At 71.1% G+C, this 17,783-nt stretch carries 13 protein-coding genes and 1 pseudogene; 5 read left to right on the forward strand and 9 right to left on the reverse strand.

Translation table 11 applies throughout. From position 1 onward, the window contains the following. Positions 1–6 precede the first annotated feature (6 nt). Positions 7–1,116 carry an FAD-dependent monooxygenase gene (locus tag AAH979_RS12275; protein ID WP_346258213.1) on the reverse strand — a complete coding sequence of 370 codons (1,110 nt, stop codon included), beginning with the start codon at positions 1,114–1,116 and terminating at the stop codon, positions 7–9. A gap of 153 nt (positions 1,117–1,269) precedes the next feature. Between AAH979_RS12275 and AAH979_RS12280 the strand changes: the two genes are divergently transcribed. Then, a complete protein-coding gene (locus tag AAH979_RS12280; RefSeq protein ID WP_346258214.1) occupies positions 1,270–2,280 on the forward strand; it encodes a GntR family transcriptional regulator in 1,011 nt (336 codons plus the stop codon). 6 nt (positions 2,281–2,286) lie between these two features. On the opposite strand, the gene pcrA is transcribed toward AAH979_RS12280, so the two are convergent. After that, positions 2,287–4,692, reverse strand: a complete 2,406-nt coding sequence (pcrA, locus tag AAH979_RS12285; RefSeq protein ID WP_346258215.1) for a DNA helicase PcrA — start codon at positions 4,690–4,692, stop codon at positions 2,287–2,289. Between the two features lie 332 nt (positions 4,693–5,024). On the opposite strand from pcrA, the gene AAH979_RS12290 reads away from it, so the two are divergent. Further along, positions 5,025–5,330 (forward strand): chorismate mutase, encoded by a 306-nt coding sequence (locus AAH979_RS12290; RefSeq protein WP_346258216.1) that lies wholly within the window; start codon positions 5,025–5,027, stop codon positions 5,328–5,330. A 177-nt stretch (positions 5,331–5,507) separates the two neighbouring features. Here the strand turns inward: AAH979_RS12290 and AAH979_RS12295 are convergent, their stop codons facing one another. The 7 genes from AAH979_RS12295 to AAH979_RS12325 all read right to left on the reverse strand — a co-directional run bounded on the left by AAH979_RS12295 (position 5,508) and on the right by AAH979_RS12325 (position 13,781). Continuing rightward, positions 5,508–6,533, reverse strand: a complete 1,026-nt coding sequence (locus AAH979_RS12295; protein ID WP_346258217.1) for a dipeptide ABC transporter ATP-binding protein — start codon at positions 6,531–6,533, stop codon at positions 5,508–5,510. Then, positions 6,514–7,560, reverse strand: a complete 1,047-nt coding sequence (locus AAH979_RS12300) for an ABC transporter ATP-binding protein (protein WP_346258218.1) — start codon at positions 7,558–7,560, stop codon at positions 6,514–6,516. The genes AAH979_RS12295 and AAH979_RS12300 overlap by 20 nt, the downstream gene beginning before the upstream one ends. A gap of 8 nt (positions 7,561–7,568) precedes the next feature. Beyond that, positions 7,569–8,507, reverse strand: coding sequence for an ABC transporter permease (locus tag AAH979_RS12305; protein WP_346258219.1), 939 nt, complete (start codon positions 8,505–8,507; stop codon positions 7,569–7,571). A 123-nt stretch (positions 8,508–8,630) separates the two neighbouring features. Beyond that, complete coding sequence (locus tag AAH979_RS12310) at positions 8,631–9,557, reverse strand: ABC transporter permease (RefSeq protein WP_346258220.1); 927 nt, start codon at positions 9,555–9,557, stop codon at positions 8,631–8,633. A gap of 186 nt (positions 9,558–9,743) precedes the next feature. Continuing rightward, positions 9,744–11,330, reverse strand: a complete 1,587-nt coding sequence (locus AAH979_RS12315; RefSeq protein WP_346258221.1) for an ABC transporter substrate-binding protein — start codon at positions 11,328–11,330, stop codon at positions 9,744–9,746. Between the two features lie 520 nt (positions 11,331–11,850). After that, entirely contained in the window at positions 11,851–12,534 is a 684-nt protein-coding gene (locus tag AAH979_RS12320) for a response regulator transcription factor (protein WP_346258222.1), read from the reverse strand. A gap of 5 nt (positions 12,535–12,539) precedes the next feature. Beyond that, complete coding sequence (locus AAH979_RS12325; protein ID WP_346258354.1) at positions 12,540–13,781, reverse strand: PspC domain-containing protein; 1,242 nt, start codon at positions 13,779–13,781, stop codon at positions 12,540–12,542. 208 nt (positions 13,782–13,989) lie between these two features. On the opposite strand from AAH979_RS12325, the gene AAH979_RS12330 reads away from it, so the two are divergent. From AAH979_RS12330 to AAH979_RS12340, 3 genes and pseudogenes are all read left to right on the forward strand, one after another. Beyond that, complete coding sequence (locus AAH979_RS12330) at positions 13,990–15,630, forward strand: PspC domain-containing protein (protein ID WP_346258223.1); 1,641 nt, start codon at positions 13,990–13,992, stop codon at positions 15,628–15,630. Continuing rightward, a pseudogene (locus AAH979_RS12335) lies at positions 15,627–15,812 on the forward strand (hypothetical protein); the annotation flags it as partial. The gene AAH979_RS12330 and the pseudogene AAH979_RS12335, both read left to right, overlap by 4 nt. A gap of 594 nt (positions 15,813–16,406) precedes the next feature. Next, the gene (locus tag AAH979_RS12340) at positions 16,407–17,660 is read left to right on the forward strand and encodes a phosphatidylserine decarboxylase (protein ID WP_346258224.1); all 1,254 of its coding nucleotides are present in this window, start codon (positions 16,407–16,409) and stop codon (positions 17,658–17,660) included. Positions 17,661–17,783: the final 123 nt, after the last annotated feature.

The following is a 17,783-nucleotide window of genomic DNA, read 5'->3' on the forward strand; positions in this document are numbered from 1 at the left end:
GCCGGGTCAGCGGTCGAGCGCGATGGCCCGCTTGGCCCGGTCGACCGACTCCTCGGCGGCCGGGCCACCCGGGTTCTCGGTGGCGAGTGCCTGGTTGAGCAGCACGAACGGGCGCATCCGCCGCTCGTACCGGCGCAGTGCCGCCGAGTGGTCACCGGCTGCGGAGCCCAGCTCGTCGGCGAGTACGTAGGCGCCGACCAGCGCCAGGCTGGTGCCCTGACCGGACAGGGGTGAGGGGCAGTAGCCGGCATCGCCGAGCAGGGTCACCCGGCCCCGCGTCCAGCTCTCCATCCGGACCTGTGCCATCGCGTCGAAGTAGAAGTCCGGCGCCCGCCACATCGCGTCCAGCAGGCGGGGGATCTCCCAGCGCAGTCCACCGAACCGGTCGGCGACCAGCCGGCGCTGCTGCTCGGTGTCGCGGAAGTCGTACTCGATCGGGGCGGACTCGAAGCCGAGGTTGACCCGGAGTTCGGTGTTGTCGCGTACCGGGTAGATGCCGCAGCCGGCCGACCCGTCCCGCATCCAGATCTGCCAGTGGTCCAGGTCGAGCAGGTTCTCGGCGGTGAAGATCGCCAGGTAGGTGCCGAGGTGTGTCACGTGGTCCGCCTCCGGGCCGAAGGCGAGCCGCCGTACCGTCGAGTGCAGGCCGTCGGCCCCGACCACCAGGTCGAAGGTGCGCGGCTCGGCCCGCTCGAAACGCACCCGCACCCCGTCGTCCTGCTGCGTCACCTCGGTGACCGAGTCACCGAAGAGGTATTCCACGTCGTCGCGGGTCCGGGCGTGGAGCAGGCCGGTGAGATCCTCGCGGAGCACCTCGATGTCGTCGCCGTCGAGCCGGCCACTGCTCAGGGCCACCTCGGTCGAGCGCATGACCTCGTTGCCGTCGCCGTCCAGCATCGACATGCCCCGGGTGCGGGTACGCACCTGGCGCAGCGCCGCCAGGATGCCCATCCGGTCGACCACGTCCAGCGCCACCCCGCGGACGTCGATCGCCTGGCCGCCCGGGCGGGGTGCCGGGGCACGCTCGACCACGGTCACCGCGAAGCCCCGCCGGCGCAGCCAGTACGCCAGCGTGGGTCCGGCGACGCTGGCACCGGAGATCAGAACACTGTCCATCTGCCCTCTCCTATCACCTCGTATCTGAAAACCAATGTACGGCGTACATTCAGTTCTGACAACGGGGAATGTGAATGCCTGTCCTAGTACAGGATCGCTGCATGGCGGGGTTTCGGCTAGCCTCTGTCCTAGTACAGAGAGACGGGAGGGTGGATGGTGGCGACGAGCGGTGAACCGCCGTACCTGCGGATCGTCGCGGAGATCCGGCGCCGGATCGCCGACGGTGAACTCCGGCCCGGCGACCGGGTGCCCTCGGTCCGGCAGCTCGCCCGTGACTGGAACGTGGCCCTCGCCACCGCCACCCGGGCACTGACCACGCTCAGCCAGCAGGGAGTGGTGCGGGCCCAGCCCCGGGTCGGCACGGTGGTCGCCGCCCCCGAGCCGGCACCGGCCCGGCCCCGGCGGCGCACCGAGTCGCCGGCACCCCGGCCCGCCGAGACCGAACTGACCCGGGAGCGGGTCGTCCGCGCCGCCCTCGACATCGCCGACACCGAAGGGCTGGAGGCGCTCTCGATGCGCGGGGTGGCGGCCCGGCTCGGCGTGGCGACCATGTCGCCGTACCGGTACGTGCACAGCAAGGAGGAACTCGTCCTGCTGATGGCCGACGCGGCGTACGGCGAGCGGGGCTATCCGGACCCCGCCCCCGAGGACTGGCGGGACCGGCTGGAGCTGGGCGCCCGTACGCTCTGGGCGCTGCACCGCCGGCATCCCTGGCTCGCCCAGCTCAGCCCGCTGACCCGGCCGCTGCCCCTGCCCAATCTGTTGGTGCACGGCGAGTGGGTGCTCGCCGCGCTGGACGGCCTCGGGCTCGACCCGAGCACCATGCTGGACCTGAACGTGCTGATCTACAGCTTCGTGCAGGGCCTCGCCGTGCACCTGGAGCGGGAGACCCAGGCCCGGGCCGCCACCGGCCTCTCCGAGGAGGAGTGGGTCACGCGCCAGGGGCCCGCGATGGACGCGCTGGCCGGCTCCGGCAACCACCCGAACTACGCGCGGCTGCTGGCGAGCTTCGCCCGGACCGGCTACGACCTCGACCTCGACCGGCTCTTCGAGACGGGGCTGCACGCCCTGCTCGACGGCTTCGCCACCCTCGTGGAAGAGCGGGCCGCCGGACCGCAGGCGGAGCGGGCGACCGGACCGCAGGCGGAGCGGACTGCCGGGTAGCAGCGGTCAGAGTTTGTCGATCGGGGCGTGCCGGAGCACCAGCCAGAGCGTCTGGTCGCCGAAGTCGATCTGGGCCCGGGCGCCCGGGCCGTGCCCCTCGACCGCCAGCACCCGGCCGAGGCCGTAACGCTGGTGGTTGACCCGGTCCCCGGCGGCGACCTTGGGCGGCTGCTTCAGCTCGCTCGCGGTGCTGAGCCGACTGCCGTCGATGCCGAGCCGCGAGGCGAGCTGGGCGGCCTTCGGCGTACCCCCGGAGAAGCCGCCGCCCCGGTAGGCGCCGGACCGGTCCTCGGCGCCGGACCGGCCACCCACGCCGCCACCGGTCCCGGACCAGGAGGTGTAGGCGGCCCCGGTGCGCTCCCAGCGGACCAGGTCGCCCGGCAACTCGTCGACGAACCGGGACGGCGGGTTGTAGGACGGCTGCCCCCAGGCCGACCGGGTGACCGCCCGGGACAGGTAGAGCCGCTTGCGGGCCCGGGTGATCCCGACGTACGCCAGCCGGCGCTCCTCCTCCAGCTCCCGGTTGTCGCCGAGCGCCCGCAGGTGCGGGAAGACGCCGTCCTCCAGCCCGGTCAGGAAGACCACCGGGAACTCCAGCCCCTTGGCGGTGTGCAGGGTCATCAGGGTGACCACGCCCTGGTGGTCGGGGTCGTCCGACGGCACCTGGTCGGCGTCGGCGACCAGCGCGACCTGCTCCAGGAAGCCGGCCAGGGTGGCACCGGGAGCGCCCTCGTCGGCCAGCGCCTCCACCCGTTCGGTGTATTCCCGGGCGACGCTCACCAGCTCCTGGAGGTTCTCCACCCGGCCGGCGTCCTGCGGGTCGATGCTCTCCTCCAGCTCGCCGAGGTAGCCGGAGCGGGTCAGCACCGCCTCCAGCACCTCCTCCGGCAGAGCGGTCTCGGCCAGCTCCCGCAGCCCGTCGAGCAGGGTGACGAACTCGGCGATCGCGTTGGCCGACCGGGTGGAGATGCCCGGTGCCTCGGACGCCCGGCGCAGCGCCGCGCCGAACGAGATCCGGTCCCGGGTGGCCAGCGCCTCCACGCAGGCCTCGGCCCGGTCGCCGATGCCCCGGCGGGGAGTGTTCAGGATCCGCCGGATGCTCACCGTGTCGTCGTCGTTGACCACCGCGCGGAGGTAGGCCAGGGCGTCCCGGACCTCCTTGCGCTCGTAGAACCGCACCCCGCCGACCACCTTGTAGGGGAGCCCGACCCGGATGAAGACCTCTTCGAAGACCCGGGACTGCGCGTTGGTGCGGTAGAAGACCGCCACGTCGCCGGGGCGGGCCGCCCCGGCGTCACAGAGCCGGTCGATCTCCCGGCCCACCCAGTCCGCCTCGGCGTGCTCGGTGTCGGCGACGTAGCCGACGATCTGCTCCCCCGCACCCTCCTCGCTCCACAGCCGCTTCGGCTTGCGCGAGCTGTTGCGCTCGATCACCGCGTTGGCCGCGTTGAGGATCGTCTGTGTGGAGCGGTAGTTCTGCTCCAGCAGGATGGTCCGGGCGTCGGTGAAGTCCCGCTCGAACTCCAGGATGTTCCGGATGGTGGCACCGCGGAACGCGTAGATCGACTGGTCGGCGTCGCCGACCACGCACAGCTCGGCCGGCTCGACCCCTTCGGTGCCGCCGACCAGCTCCTTGACCAGGGTGTATTGCGCGTGGTTGGTGTCCTGGTACTCGTCGACCAGTACGTGCCGGAACCGGCGGCGGTAGTTCTCGGCGACGTGCGGGTGCGACTGGAGCAGGTGCACCGTCGTCATGATCAGGTCGTCGAAGTCGAGCGCGTGCGCCTCGGTCAGCCGCCGCTGGTAGAGCGTGTACGCCTCGGCCAGCGCCCGCTCGTTCGGCCCGTTCGCCCGGGCGGCGAACGTCTCCGGGTCGATCAGCTCGTTCTTCAGGTTGGAGACCTGGGTGGTCAGCCCCCGGGCCGGATAGCGCTTCGGGTCGAGGTCCAGCTCCCGGGTGACCAACTGCATCAGCCGGCGCGAGTCGTCGGCGTCGTAGATCGAGAACGTCGACTTCAGGCCGGCGTGCTCATGCTCGGCCCGCAGGATGCGTACGCAGGCGGAGTGGAACGTCGAGACCCACATCAGCCGGGCTCTCGGCCCGACCAGCGCGGCGACCCGGTCCTTCATCTCCCCGGCCGCCTTGTTGGTGAAGGTGATCGCGATGATCTGCCCCGGATGCACCTCCCGGGCGGCGAGCAGGTAGGCGATCCGGTGGGTCAGCACCCGGGTCTTGCCCGAGCCGGCGCCCGCCACGATCAACAGCGGCGCCCCGGAGTGGGTCACCGCGTCCCGCTGGGGCCCATTCAGCCCGGCCAGCAGGGCCTGCGGGTCGAGGCCGGACGGCCGGTGCCGGGGCGCGCTCTGGGCCGGAGGGACGGAGGGCGGCGGAGGTTCGAAGAGAGCATGCATCGCCCCGCGAGTCTATGCCGCCGGGGGGACAGGTACGCCTCCGCCGGGCCCGTACCCGCCTCGGCCGGATCGTTCCCGCACGTCGCCTACCCGGGCATCGCCGATGCGCTTGCCAAGACACCGCTGGCTGGGCATACTCAAGCCGTGATCCATCGGGCGCAGCCTTACTTTTACTACGGCTCCGGGAGTCCGGCAGCCGTGGGTCGCGCCTGAACATGACCTACGAAAAGCCCCGGGCTCCTGAAGCCCGGGGCTTTTCGCGTCGGGATCCAGGCACCCGGGGACCTGGCTGGCAAGGAGGACCCCCAATGGCGGCAGAGGTGGCAGCAGAGGTGGCACAGCAACCCGCCGAGGCGAACGGCGCGGAGCCCGAGACCGGGACGAGCGCGCCGGACGCCTCACAGCACATCCTCGGGCTGCGGGAGCGGATCGACGAGATCGACCGCGAGCTGATCGCCCTCTGGCAGGAGCGCGCCGCACTCTCCCAGCAGGTCGGCCGGACCCGGATGGCCTCCGGCGGCACCCGGCTGGTCCTCTCTCGGGAGCGGGAGATCTTGGACCGGTTCCGGGAGGCGCTCGGCGCGGACGGTACCCAGCTCGCCCTGCTGCTGCTCCGGGCCGGTCGCGGCCCGCTCTGAGCCGTACCCCGGGCGGGTCTGCTCCGCCGACCGGCCGGCAGCCGTCGGCGGTTCCGGGAGATACGCGAGCCCGGGACGCCGGCCGCATGGATGGCGGCCCGCGCCCCGGGCAGTGAGGAGGCGTTCTTCTCGCATCGGTGGTTGGCCGGGTCAGGCACACCACCGCGTCTGGCCGGTCTATTCGACCGCGTGCACCACGTCCCGCTCCTCGGCGAAATGACATGCGCTCGGGTGCGCCGAGTGCTCCCGCTCCACCAGCGGCGGCTCCTGGCTGGCGCAGATCTCCTGCGCCTTCCAGCACCGGGTGCGGAACCGGCAGCCCGACGGCGGGTTCGCCGGCGACGGCACGTCACCCTCCAGGACGATCTGGTCCCGCTGGCCGCGCAGGGTCGGGTCCGGCACCGGCACCGCCGAGAGCAGCGCCTGGGTGTACGGGTGGGTCGGCCGCTCGTAGATCTCGTCCTCGACGCCGATCTCCACGACCTTTCCCAGGTACATCACCGCGACCCGGTCGGCGATGTGCCGGACCACCGACAGGTCGTGCGCGATGAAGATGTACGACAGCCCCAGCTCGTCCTGCAACCGCTCCAGCAGGTTGATCACCTGCGCCTGGATCGACACGTCCAGCGCCGACACCGGCTCGTCACAGACGATGATCTCCGGCTTGAGCGCGAGCGCCCGGGCGATCCCGATCCGCTGCCGCTGACCACCCGAGAACTGGTGCGGATAGCGGTTGATGTGCTCCGGGTTCAACCCGACCAGGTCCAGCAGTTCCCGGACCCGCTGCTTCCGCTCGCCGGCCGGCGCGACCTCCGGGTGGATGTCGAACGGCTCCCCGATGATGTCGCCGACCGTCATCCGCGGGTTCAGCGAGGTGTACGGGTCCTGCAACACCATCTGGATGTTGCGCCGGGCCCTCCGCAGCTCGCCGCCGTGCAGCCGGGTCATGTCCTGACCCCGGACGTTGATCGCGCCGCTGGTCGGCTTCTCCAGCGCGACCAGCAGCTTGGCCAGCGTCGACTTGCCGCAGCCGGACTCGCCCACCACACCGAGGGTCTCGCCCCGGCGCAGTTGCAGGTCGACGCCGTCGACCGCGCGTACCGCGCCGACCTTCTTCTGGAAGACGATGCCGCGGGTGATCGGGAAGTGCTTGACCAGCCCGCGGGTCTCCAGCACGACCTCGTTACTTGACGGCTGGCTCATCGCCGACCACCTCCGTCCAGAAATGGCACCGTGCCGTCCGAACCGAATCCACCTCGTACTGCGGTGGCGGCGGGTCGGCCCGGCACACGTCGCGGGCGTACCCGCACCGCGGGTGGAACGGGCAGCCGGCCGGGATCCGGGTCAGGTTGGGCGGCAGCCCCTTGATCACGTTGAGCTGCTGCCCCTTGAGGTCGAGTCGGGGAATCGACTCCAGCAGCGCCTTGGTGTACGGGTGCGCCGGCCGGGCGTAGATGTCCAGCACCGGCGCCTCCTCGACCACCTTCCCGGCGTACATCACCGAGATCCGGTCGGCCACGTCGGCGACCACCCCCATGTCGTGGGTGATCAGGATCAGCCCCATGTTCCGTTCCCGCCGCAGCTCGGCGAGGAGGTTCATGATCTGGGCCTGCACCGTGACGTCCAGCGCCGTGGTCGGCTCGTCCGCGATCAGCACCTTCGGGTCGAGCGCCAGCGCCATCGCGATCATGACGCGCTGCCGCATACCGCCGGAGAACTGATGCGGGAAGTCCCCGACCCGCTGCTTCGCGGCCGGGATCTTGACCAGGTCGAGCAACTCGACCGCCCGCTTCCGGGCGTCCTGCCGGGACATCCCGCGGTGCACCCGGAACAGCTCGCCGATCTGCCAGCCGACCGGGAAGACCGGGTTCAGCGCGGAGAGCGCGTCCTGGAAGATCATGGCGATGTGGTTGGCGCGTACCCTGCGGCGCTGCTCCTCAGGGAGCTTGAGCAGGTCGACACCGCGGTAGCGGATCGTACCTCCGGTGACGAACCCGGGCGGCGAGTCGAGGATGCCCATGATCGCCTGGGCGGTGACGGACTTGCCACAACCGGACTCGCCCAGGATCGCCAGCGTCTCGCCGGGATCCAGGTGCAGGTCCACCCCGTTGATCGCCTTGGCGACCCCGACCTGGGTACGGAACTCGACGTGCAGACCGTCGACCTCCAGCAGCCGGGCGGACGAGTCCAGCCCGGGCAGGACGTCGATCTCTGCCTTGATATCGGTCATGGGTCAGCTCACCGCAGCCTCGGGTCGAAGGCGTCGCGGATCGCGTCGCCGAGCATGATGAACGCCAGCACGGTCATCGCCAGGAAGACCGACGGCCAGACCAGCGGGGTGGCCGTCTCCCGGACGTACGGCGCCGCCGTCGAGATATCGATCCCCCAGGAGATCGCGTTCCCCTTCAGGCCGACGCCGAGGAAGGTCAGGGTGGCCTCGGTGGCGATGTTGACGCCGAGCAGGATGGTCAGTACCACCACGAACGGCGCCGCCGCGTTCGGCAGGATGTGCCGGAACATCAGCCGGCCGGAGCCGGCCCCCAGCATCCGGGCCGCCGCCACGTAGTCCTGGTTCTTCGCCGAGATGACCGACGAACGCATGATGCGGGCGCCGGTCGTCCAGGTCAGCACGCCGAGGGTGAAGACCACCGCCGTGAAGCCCGAGTCCTGCGGGTCGGAGGAGAGCCGCCGGGCCAGCACGATCGCCGCGAGCAGGGTGGGAATGCCCAGCACGATGTCGATGCCCCGGGCGAGCAGGGCGTCGACCCAGCCACCGAAGTAGCCGGCCGCCATGCCCACGACCAGGCCGATCACTCCGGCGATGACGGTCGCGAAGAGCCCGATCAGCACCGAGTTGCGGGCGCCGTAGATGGTCCGGGCGTAGACGTCGCAGCCCTGGAAGTTGTAGCCGAAGATGGCCGAGCCGCTCGGGCCCTGGTGCTGCCGGGACAGCGCGCACGCGTCCGGGTCGGCCGAGGTGAACAGGCTCGGGAAGGCCGCCATCACGACGACCAGTACCACCAGGACGGCGGCGGCCCAGAAGATCCAGTTGCGCCGCAGGTCCTCCCAGGCATCCCCGGTCAGACTGCGCGGCTTCTCCGGGCCGCCGTCCGGCGACACCGGCACACCGGCGGCGCCGGGTACCTCCGCCTGGGTGACGGATTCGACGTTGCTCATCGGGCGCCTCGCTTACTCATGCCGCCGTCTCGCCACGCTCGGCGCCGCCCGGAGGCGCACACCTCACGCTGACTGGTTCGCTCACTTCGCACACTCGTGAGTCGACTGATTCGCTCGCTTCGCTCACTCATAGCGGATCCTCGGGTCGAGTACCGCGTACAACAGATCGACGACCAGGTTGACCACCAGGAAGACGATCACCAGGATGCTGACGAAGCCGACCACCAGCGGGCCGTCCTCGGTGCGGATCCCGCGGAACAGGTTGAAGCCGACGCCCGGAATGTTGAACACACCCTCGGTGACGATCGCCCCGGCCATCAGGTTGCCCAGGTCGACACCGATCAGCGTGACGACCGGGATCAGCGAGTTACGCAGCACGTGCACACCGATCACCCGGCGGTTCGCCAGGCCCTTGGCCCGGGCGGTACGGACGTAGTCCGAGCGGAGGTTTTCCGCCACCGACGCCCGGGTGACCCGGATCTGGGTGGCGATCACCAGACAGCTCAGCACCAGCGCGGGCAGGATGAGTTGATAGAACCCGGGTTCGGCACCGGCTGTCGCCGGGAACCAGCGCAACTGCACTCCGAAGAGGAGCTGCGCGAGCGGAGCCAGCACCACGATCGGCAGCGAGAGCAGGACCAGCGTGATGATCAGCGTGGTGGTGTCGAAGATGCCGCCGCGGCGGATCCCGGAGACGATGCCGGCGGTGACCGCGACCAGCGCCGAGATGATGATCGCGAAGACCGCCAGCCGGATGGTCACCGGCCAGGCCTGCTGCATCATGTCGCTGATCGGCCGGTTGGTCAGCGAGATGCCGAAGTCCCCGGTCAGCAGGCCACGCATGTAGTGGCCATATTGGAGGATAAACGGGTCGTCCAGGTGGTACCTTTCGGTGAGCGCCTGCCGGACGTTCTCCGGCAGCGGTCGCTCACCCGCCAGAGCCTGGAGCGGGTCGTCCTGGTTGGCGAACATCAGCGCGTACACGATGAAGGTGGCCCCGAAAAAGGTCAGGACCCCTTGCAGCACGCGCCGCACGAAGTAGCGGAACATATCCCAAGTCCTTAGCGAGACGAGCATCGGTGACTGCCGGCTGGGCAGCGGACCGTGATGCGCACGGTAGCGACCGCAGCCTCACCGGTCCCGATCGCCGGGCCGGTGAGGCTCGTACGGACGGTCCGATCCGACCCGGGCTAGGCCGGGGGGTGGACCGGACCGTCCATCGCTGGAGCAGTCAGGTCAGCTCGTGGCCTCGATCTTGAGGATCTCGACCTTCTGGAACTTGTCGACCTCGACGTTCTTGACCCGCTCCGAGTGGCCGAAGACGTTCTGGCCGAGCCGCAGCGGAATCACCGGCATGTCGCGGACCAGGATGTCCTCGGCCTGCTGCCAGAGCTTGATGGCCTCGTCCTCGCTCGGCGCGGACGAACCCTGCTTGACCAGGTTGTCGAACTCCGGGTTGCTGTAACCGTAGTAGTTCGACGAACCGCCGGTCCCGTACAGCGGGCCCAGGTAGTTCTCCATCAGCGGGTAGTCCATGATCCAGCCGAGCCGGATCATGCCGACGTCTTCCTTGTTCTCGACCTTGGTGAGCAGGTCGGCGAACTTCGGCTCGCCGATGCCGACGCAGTCGACGCCCAGGTTGGCCTTGAGCTGGTTGCAGGTCGCGTCCACCCACGCCTTGTGGCCACCGTCGGCGTTGTAAGTAATCTTGATCTGCTTCGGGCCACCCGCGGCCTCGTACGCCGCCTTGGCCTTGGCCGGGTCGTAGGTGCAGGCCTCGCCGCAGCTGTTCTCGCGGTAGCCGGCCACCGCCGGGGAGACGAACGACGTCGCCGGAGTCTGCGAGCCGCGGAAGACGTTGTCGGTGATCTCCTGGCGGTTGATCGCCATCGAGATCGCCTTACGCACCTCGACCTTCGAGTACTGCGGCAGGAAGGTCGGGAAGCCGACGAACTGGAAGACCGAGTTCGGGCTCTTCTTGAAGCGGTCGCCGAGGTCGGCCGGGGCGCTGGCCAGGTTCTCGATCGGAAGCTGGGTCACCACGTCCAGGGCGCCACCCATCAGGTCCGCGTACTGGGCGGTCAACTCCTGGTAGATCTTGTAGGTGACCCCACCGACCTTCGGCTTCTCCCCCGGATACGCGTCGTAGCGCTCGACCTCGATCTTGGAGTCGTGCTGCCAGGTGCCCTTCATCTTGAACGGGCCCTGCCCGATCGGCGCCTGCTCGTAGTCTTCCTTCAGCACACCCTCGGACTGCCAGGCCGCGGCCGGCAGCGGCAGGAAGACGTTGTAGCCGATCACCGAACGCCAGCCGGAGAACGGCTCGGACAGCGTCACGGTGAAGGTCAGGTCGTCTACCTTCTTGAGCCCGGTGAGGGTCTTCGCCTTCGGATCCGGAGCCTTCTGCGGGCCCTCCTCGCCGTCCGGGTCCTCGGACTGCAGGTCCTTGTAGCCCTCGATCCGCTCGAAGAAGTAGGAGCCGCCGTTGCCGTTCGGGCCGTACGCGCCGTGGTTCCAGGCGTTGATGTAGTTGTCGGCGCCGACCTTCTCTCCGTTGTGGAAGGTGTAGCCGTCCTTGAGCTTGATCGTCCAGACCTTGTTGTCCGGCGACTCGACCGACTCGGCGGCCACCATGTACGGCTTGTTGTCGGCGTCGAAGTCGACGAGCGGGCTGAAGAGGGCGGAGAGCACCTCATTGCCGCTGGACTCGGTGGTGTTGGCCGGGATCAGGTGCTGCGGCTCGGCGATGCCGATGGAGATCAGGGCGTCCGCCGCCGAGGTCTCGTCGTCGCCGCCACCGCTGCAGCCTGCCGCCAACAACATTATGGCGGTCGCTCCGACCGCCATCTTTAACGGGAATTGCCCGCGCATGAGTGAAGCCTCCTCAGGGCGCTCACGAGGGACTGTGAGGTGACTGACACTGTGACACTGAGCCGCCTAGCGCGGAAAGGTGCCGTTATCAACCCGTTAGTTGCCGGCAATGTTTCAAGCGTGTGCCCCACCTAGCGGGCACCCCTCCGAACACGGCGTTGAGCAGGCAAAACGTCACCAGCGCAGGATGCTCCGGCGACCGCCCGCACGGCTCCTTGTGACCTTTCCCGCGTCACCGCGGACGCTCTCCGATGTCAAGCGCATACCTACCGTGCTCGTCCGTTTGGACGATGTGGAACTGCGCACCGCGGATATGACAGACGGCCGGATAGCGAAAGCCATCGATATATGATACCCGATCGTCACCGCCCGGACACCCACCGCTCGGCCGATGGCGTACCGGTGGAACCGCCGATGCCGCACCGCCGACCCGGCCGCCGGGGCGCACGGCACGGGCGCGGCGTCGACGCCCTCAGACCAGGCGGCGGTCGGCGGCCCACCGGGACAGCTCGTAGCGGTTGGACATCTGAAGCTTGCGCAGCACGTTCGAGACGTGCGTCTCCACCGTCTTGATGGAGATGAACAGCTCCTTGGCGATCTCCTTGTACGCGTACCCCCGGGCCAGCAGCCGGAGCACCTCCCGCTCCCGGTTGGTGAGCTGGTCCAGCTCGGGATCGGCGACCGGCGCGTCCGGCCGGGAGGCGAAGGAGTCCAGCACGAACCCGGCCAGCCGGGGGCTGAACACCGCGTCGCCGTCGGCGACCCGGCGGATCGCGGCGGTCAACTCGTCCGGCGAGATGGTCTTGGTGACGTAGCCCCGGGCACCGGCCCGGATCAGGCCGATCACGTCCTCGGCCGCGTCGGAGACGCTGAGCGCCAGGAACCGCACCTCCGGGCGGGTACGCCGGACCGCCTCCAGCACCGCGCGACCGCCTCCGTCCGGCATGTGCACGTCGAGCAGCACCACATCCGGTTCGGTGGCGGCGATCCGGCTGATCGCCTCGGCCACCGTGCTGGCCTCGCCCACCACCTCGACGTGCGCCCCCAACTCGGCGCGTACGCCGGCCCGGAACATCGCGTGATCGTCGACGAGGAACACCCGCAGCGCCCGCGGCTCGGGCGTACCCTCCCGCGCCGGCTCGGTCGGCTCGACCATGATCGTTACCTGTCCTTCCCTGGTGCTGCGCCCTCCCGCGGAATCGGCAGGAAGAGTCGTACCTCGGTGCCGTCCCCTGGCGTACTGCGGATTTCCGCCCGCCCGCCGTGCCGCTTCATCCGCCCGATGATCGAGCCGCGTACGCCGTGCCGGTGGTCCTCAACGGTAGTCGGGTCGAATCCCGCCCCGCGATCGCGGACGAAGACGCTCACCTGCTCCGGCTCGACCTCGGCATAGAGCGAGACGGTCTGCACCTTGGCGTGCCGGGCCGCGTTGACCAGCGCCTCCCGGGCCGCGGCCACCAGCGCGCCGACCCGCTCGTCGGTCTCCCGGTCGCCGACCACCACCGCCTCCACGGTGATCGCGAAGGTGTCCTCCACCTCGGCGGCGGCCTGCTCCAGCGCCGCGGCGAACCGCTCGGTCGGCGATCCGGTCGGCTTGTAGAGCCAGCTCCGCAACGAGCGCTCCTGCCCCCGGGCGAGCCGCTGCACCGTCTTGACGTCGGCCGCGTTGCGCTGGATCAGGGCGAGGGTGTGCAGCACCTGGTCGTGGATCATCGCGGCCAGCTCGGCCCGCTCCTGCTCCCGGATCCGCCCCTCCCGCTCGGCCCGCAACTGGTTGTAGGTCCGCCAGAGCACCGGCGCGGCCACCACGCCGACCCCGGCGAGTGCGACCAGGGCGAAGATCACCCCGTTGACCACCGCGTCGAAGTTGCCCTGCGGGCGGTAGACCGCCACCACCCCGATCAGGCCCACCGCGACCAGCACTCCACCGCCGATGAACCGCAGCACGAAGGCCCGCCGGTCGCTCTCCGCCACCACCGCCCCGAGCCACGGCACCGGCAGCGACCGGTCCCACTGCCACCGACGCTCCGGCGCGGACTGGTGCCAGATCACCCCGGCGCCGACCGCGATGATCGACACCAGCCAGCCGGCGGTCCCGGCCACCCCGCCGGACTTGAAGGCCAGCGTCTCGATCAGGATCACGGCGAGCCCGATGGCCACGAACGGCAGTAACTGGAAGACGTTGCGCCGGGGCGGGGCACCACCGGGCAACGGCGGCACCACCGCCCAAAACGCCGCGTAGAGCAGCAGGCCCAGCCCGCTGAACCCGAGCAGCAGGAGGAACGCCACGCGTACCCACACCGCCCGGATGCCCAGGTGCAGGGCGATCCCGGCAGCCACGCCGGCGACCAACCGGTGGTCGCGGGCGCGGTACAGGCGGGGTGGCTCGGTCGTGGCGCGGATCTTCGCACTCCTCGTCGTCTCGGGCGGCGGGGGTGACGTGCGGCCGGACCTGCCGCGTCACGTCCCGTTCCGCCGACGCTCCGATCGTCACACGTCCGCGGGCTCAGCGGCCATCGGGACTCCCCGGACTTCCCGCGCGGGATATCTCAGGGTGGGCTCAGGGTTGTCGCCTGAGGCCGGCGGACCTGCGTCGGCGGAGGATCGGACCATGACCGACGAAGCTGCCGCCGCCCGTGGAACGCCCGGTCCGGCGGGCGGCCCCGACCGAGCGGACAGCGCCGGCCCCACCCCGGAGGCACCCGGCACACCGGGCCCCGCCCCCGCCGGCCCCGAGCGGGCCGGGCCACCGGACGCACCGCCACCGGGTACGGGCTGGCCGCCGCCGCCCGGCGCGACCCCGCCACCCGGACCACCGCCCGGCCCCGGCGGACCGCCACCGCCACCCGGAGCCGGCGGACCACCGCCGCCCGGAGCCGGCGGGCCCCCGCCGGAGTTCGGCTTCACCTACCGGTACGGACTGGTCCGGCCGAGCGAGGGGCGCTACCTGGCCGGGGTCTGCGCCGCGATCGGCCGGGCCACGAACAGCGACCCGATCCTCTGGCGGGTCCTCCTCGCCGTACTCGGCTTCTTCGGCGGGATCGGCCTGCTGGTATACCTCGCCGCCTGGCTGATCATCCCGTCCGAGGGCGACACCGCCTCGCCGGTGGAGTCGATGCTGGGCCGGGGCCGGTCGAGCATGTCCCCGGTCACCGTACTGGTGCTCGGCATCGTCGCCGCGGTGATGTTCGGCTTCATCGTGACCGACACCTACCGGGCCGTCCTGCTCGGCGCGGCCGTCCTGATCGGCGGCGCGCTGCTGCTCAACCGGGACCGGAACCGGACCGGTCCGTACTGGCAACCGGGTGCCGGGCCTCCGCCGCCGACGGGCTACCCGCACCCGGGACCCGGCCAGCCGGTGCCTCCGCCGGCCGCGCCCGGATATCCGGGCTGGTACCCGCCGCAGCCGGCCGCCGCACCGGGCTACTCCGGTGGGCCCGCGCTGGCCGCCCCGGCCCCGCCGGCCCCCGCCTGGCCGGCGAGCCCGCCTCCGGTGGCCGTACCGACCGGACCGCATCCGGGCGTACCGCCCGTACCGCCCGTGCCCGGGGGCTACCGGGCACCGTTCGCGCCGCACGGCCCGTACGCCGCCCGGCCGGCTCCGCCGCCACCGCCGAAGAAGCCGAAGCAACCGAAGCGGCCGCGTGAGCGGTCCCCGCTGGGTACCGCCACCTTCTCAATGATCTTCGTGGCGATCGGCCTGGTCGCGATCCTCGACCTGACCAACGCGATCCGGGTCATGCCGTCCACCTACTTCGCCGCCGTCCTGGTGACCATCGCCCTCGGGCTGCTGGTCGGGGCCTGGTTCGGCCGGGCCCGCTGGCTGATCGCCCTCGGGCTGGTCGCGGCCTGTGCCCTGGGCATCTCCACGGTCGCCGAGTCCTACACCCGGCTGCGCGGCGAGGAGGACGTGCTCTGGGTACCGGCCAGCTACGAGGTGATGGCCGACCGCTACGAGACCCGGCTGGGCAACGCCACGCTCGACCTGACCCGGATCGACTTCACCGACCGGGACGCCCGGGTGAGCGTGGACGTCGACCTCGGCGAGGTGAAGGTGATCCTGCCGCCCACCGTCGACGTGACCGTACGACTCGATGTGAACGCGGGCGACGCCCTGGTCCTGGACCGCAGGTACAACAACTTCGACGGCAGCCAACGGCAGGTGACCGACCTCGGCGAGGACGGCCCCGGTGGCGGAAAGCTGCTGCTCGACCTGTCGGTCAATGCCGCCACCGCGGAGGTAACTCGATGAAGGCGCACCGTACCGACGGGGTGTCGCTGACGTTCGCCCTGATCTTCCTCGGCGTCGCCGCCTGGTGGCTGTTCGCGCAGCTCATGAACCTCACACTGCCGGCCATCGGCTGGCTGGTGGCCGTCGGCCTGATCGGAGTCGGCACGCTGGGCCTGATCGGCGCGCTCCGGGCCAACCGGTCCGGGCGGCGGCCGGCGGCGGTACCGGCCGCGCCTGCTCCGGGATCCCCGGCCGCACCGACCGGCACCGACGGCACCGGGCCGGTCGACGCCCCCCTCGGCACACTCTTCGACCGGGACCCACCCGGGCCGTCGTACCTGCACCCGACCGAGCAGTTCCACCAGGACGCGCCGACGGAGCAGTTCGACCCGGACGCGACCGAGCGGTTCGACCGGGACGCGCCGACCGAGCAGTTCGACCGGGACCCGGCCGGCACCGGGGCTGACGAGGCCCGATCGGCCGGGACTGGCGAGGCGGGACCGGTCGCTGCGGACGAACCGGCGACGGACGGCGCGGGCGGAACGGAGCCGGACCGGCCGGCCGGGCACCCATCCGGGGATGACATCGCGGCGGACCGGCGCGACGAGCGACCCGCGTGACGCCACGAGCGACCCGCGCGATCGGTGCGACTCGGTCAGGCCGTGCCTAAACTGGCCGGCGGAGGTTTGCGCCTCTGCCGGCCGGTCGGCGTACCAGCGGCCGGAAACCGCCCCACCGCGTAGCCTGCGCCGCTATCGGCAGCCGCCCGTCCTGACCTCGCGAGGAGCCCGCCCGAGATGACCCAGTCCCCCGCCGTACGCGCCACCGGCCCAGGCCGTCCGGTCCGCGTCGGCGAGCGCGCCGCCCGCGTCCTCACCACCGAGATGTCCCGGCACCACGGTCCGAAGACCACCCTGCTGGTCGGGGCCACCACCGACTCGTCCGTACTGGCCGCAGCGGTCGACGCACTGCTCCCCGGCGACGTACTCACCGTGGTGCCGACGGACGCGGTCGCCGCCGATCAGCTCCGGGACCACGTCACGGCCCTCGGGCAGTGGACCGCCCAACGGGTACGGGTCGCCGACTCGCTGGCCGAGGCGGACGCGGCGGACGTGGTGATCGCCGCCGAACCGCTGGCCGGCAGCGCCGAGGAGACCCGGACCGCGCTGGACGGGCTGGCCAAGTACCTGACCGACGGCGGCGTGCTCAGCGTGCTGGTGCCCGCGCTGCCCGGCCGGGCCCCGGGCGCGGTCGGCGAACTCGAACGGCAGAGCGCGTTGTTCGGCGTCGGCACCGACCTCGTGCTGGTCAACCAGCCTCCGGTCCGCGCGCACCGGCTCCGGTTCACCCCGGCCGAGGTCTCGGTGGCGGCCCGGCTGGCGCCCGCCTACCGGACGTCGAGCATTCCGCTGACCCGCCGGATGCACATCGACTCCAACGGGGTCGCGGCGGCCGGTATCGCGCTGGGGTTCGCCGCGCTCACCCGGGTCACCCGGCCGAAGTCCCGGCTCTGGCTGGTGCCCGCGCTGGCCGCCGGCCCGGTGGCGGCGTTCTTCCGGGACCCGGAGCGGGACATCCCGGACGACGAGTCCGCCGTGGTCGCCGCCGCCGACGGTCAGGTGCTCTCCGTGCAGCGGCTCCGGGACGAGCGCTTCGGCGACGGCGAGTTCCTCCGGGTCGCGGTCTTCCTCTCCGTGCTGGACGTGCACGTCAACCGCTCGCCGGTGGCCGGCAAGGTGGTCGACTACTTCGTCGCGGACGGAGGCTTCGCGGCCGCGATGAAACCGGACGCGGAGCACAACGTCGCCGCGTACACGGTGCTCGACACCGACCACGGCACGGTGGTGGTGGCCCAGCGGACCGGCCTGATCGCCCGGCGGATCGTGCAGCGGGCGCCGATCGGCGCGCTGCTGGCCCGGGGCGAACGGTTCGGCCTGATCCGGTTCGGATCGCGCACCGACGTCTACCTGCCGGCCGACGCGGCCGAACCGGTGGTCGGCCCGGGCGAACGGGTCATCGGCGGATCCTCCGTGATCGCCCGCTGGCGCTGACCAGAAGTGTGGGCCCGGCCTACCCGGCCGGGCCAGGCGTCGAACGAAGTCCGGTGTCACCGAAGACGGCCGTGCCGCAGGGTCACCGTCGTGACGCTGCGGCACGTTCGTATTCCGAGGACT

It is taken from the genome of Plantactinospora sp. ZYX-F-223, assembly GCF_039649625.1.
Classification (GTDB): domain Bacteria; phylum Actinomycetota; class Actinomycetes; order Mycobacteriales; family Micromonosporaceae; genus Plantactinospora.

What these genes read in the sequence shown, in the direction of transcription:
- AAH979_RS12300 (WP_346258218.1), bottom strand. Translation starts at nt 7,560, where the DNA reads ATGACCGATATCAAGGCAGAGATCGACGTCCTGCCCGGGCTGGACTCG.
- AAH979_RS12310 (WP_346258220.1), bottom strand. Translation starts at nt 9,557, where the DNA reads ATGTTCCGCTACTTCGTGCGGCGCGTGCTGCAAGGGGTCCTGACCTTT.
- AAH979_RS12340 (WP_346258224.1), top strand. Translation starts at nt 16,407, where the DNA reads ATGACCCAGTCCCCCGCCGTACGCGCCACCGGCCCAGGCCGTCCGGTC.
- AAH979_RS12330 (WP_346258223.1), top strand. Translation starts at nt 13,990, where the DNA reads ATGACCGACGAAGCTGCCGCCGCCCGTGGAACGCCCGGTCCGGCGGGC.
- AAH979_RS12295 (WP_346258217.1), bottom strand. Translation starts at nt 6,533, where the DNA reads ATGAGCCAGCCGTCAAGTAACGAGGTCGTGCTGGAGACCCGCGGGCTG.
- AAH979_RS12305 (WP_346258219.1), bottom strand. Translation starts at nt 8,507, where the DNA reads ATGAGCAACGTCGAATCCGTCACCCAGGCGGAGGTACCCGGCGCCGCC.
- AAH979_RS12320 (WP_346258222.1), bottom strand. Translation starts at nt 12,534, where the DNA reads ATGGTCGAGCCGACCGAGCCGGCGCGGGAGGGTACGCCCGAGCCGCGG.
- pcrA (WP_346258215.1), bottom strand. Translation starts at nt 4,692, where the DNA reads ATGCATGCTCTCTTCGAACCTCCGCCGCCCTCCGTCCCTCCGGCCCAG.
- AAH979_RS12280 (WP_346258214.1), top strand. Translation starts at nt 1,270, where the DNA reads ATGGTGGCGACGAGCGGTGAACCGCCGTACCTGCGGATCGTCGCGGAG.
- AAH979_RS12275 (WP_346258213.1), bottom strand. Translation starts at nt 1,116, where the DNA reads ATGGACAGTGTTCTGATCTCCGGTGCCAGCGTCGCCGGACCCACGCTG.
- AAH979_RS12315 (WP_346258221.1), bottom strand. Translation starts at nt 11,330, where the DNA reads ATGTTGTTGGCGGCAGGCTGCAGCGGTGGCGGCGACGACGAGACCTCG.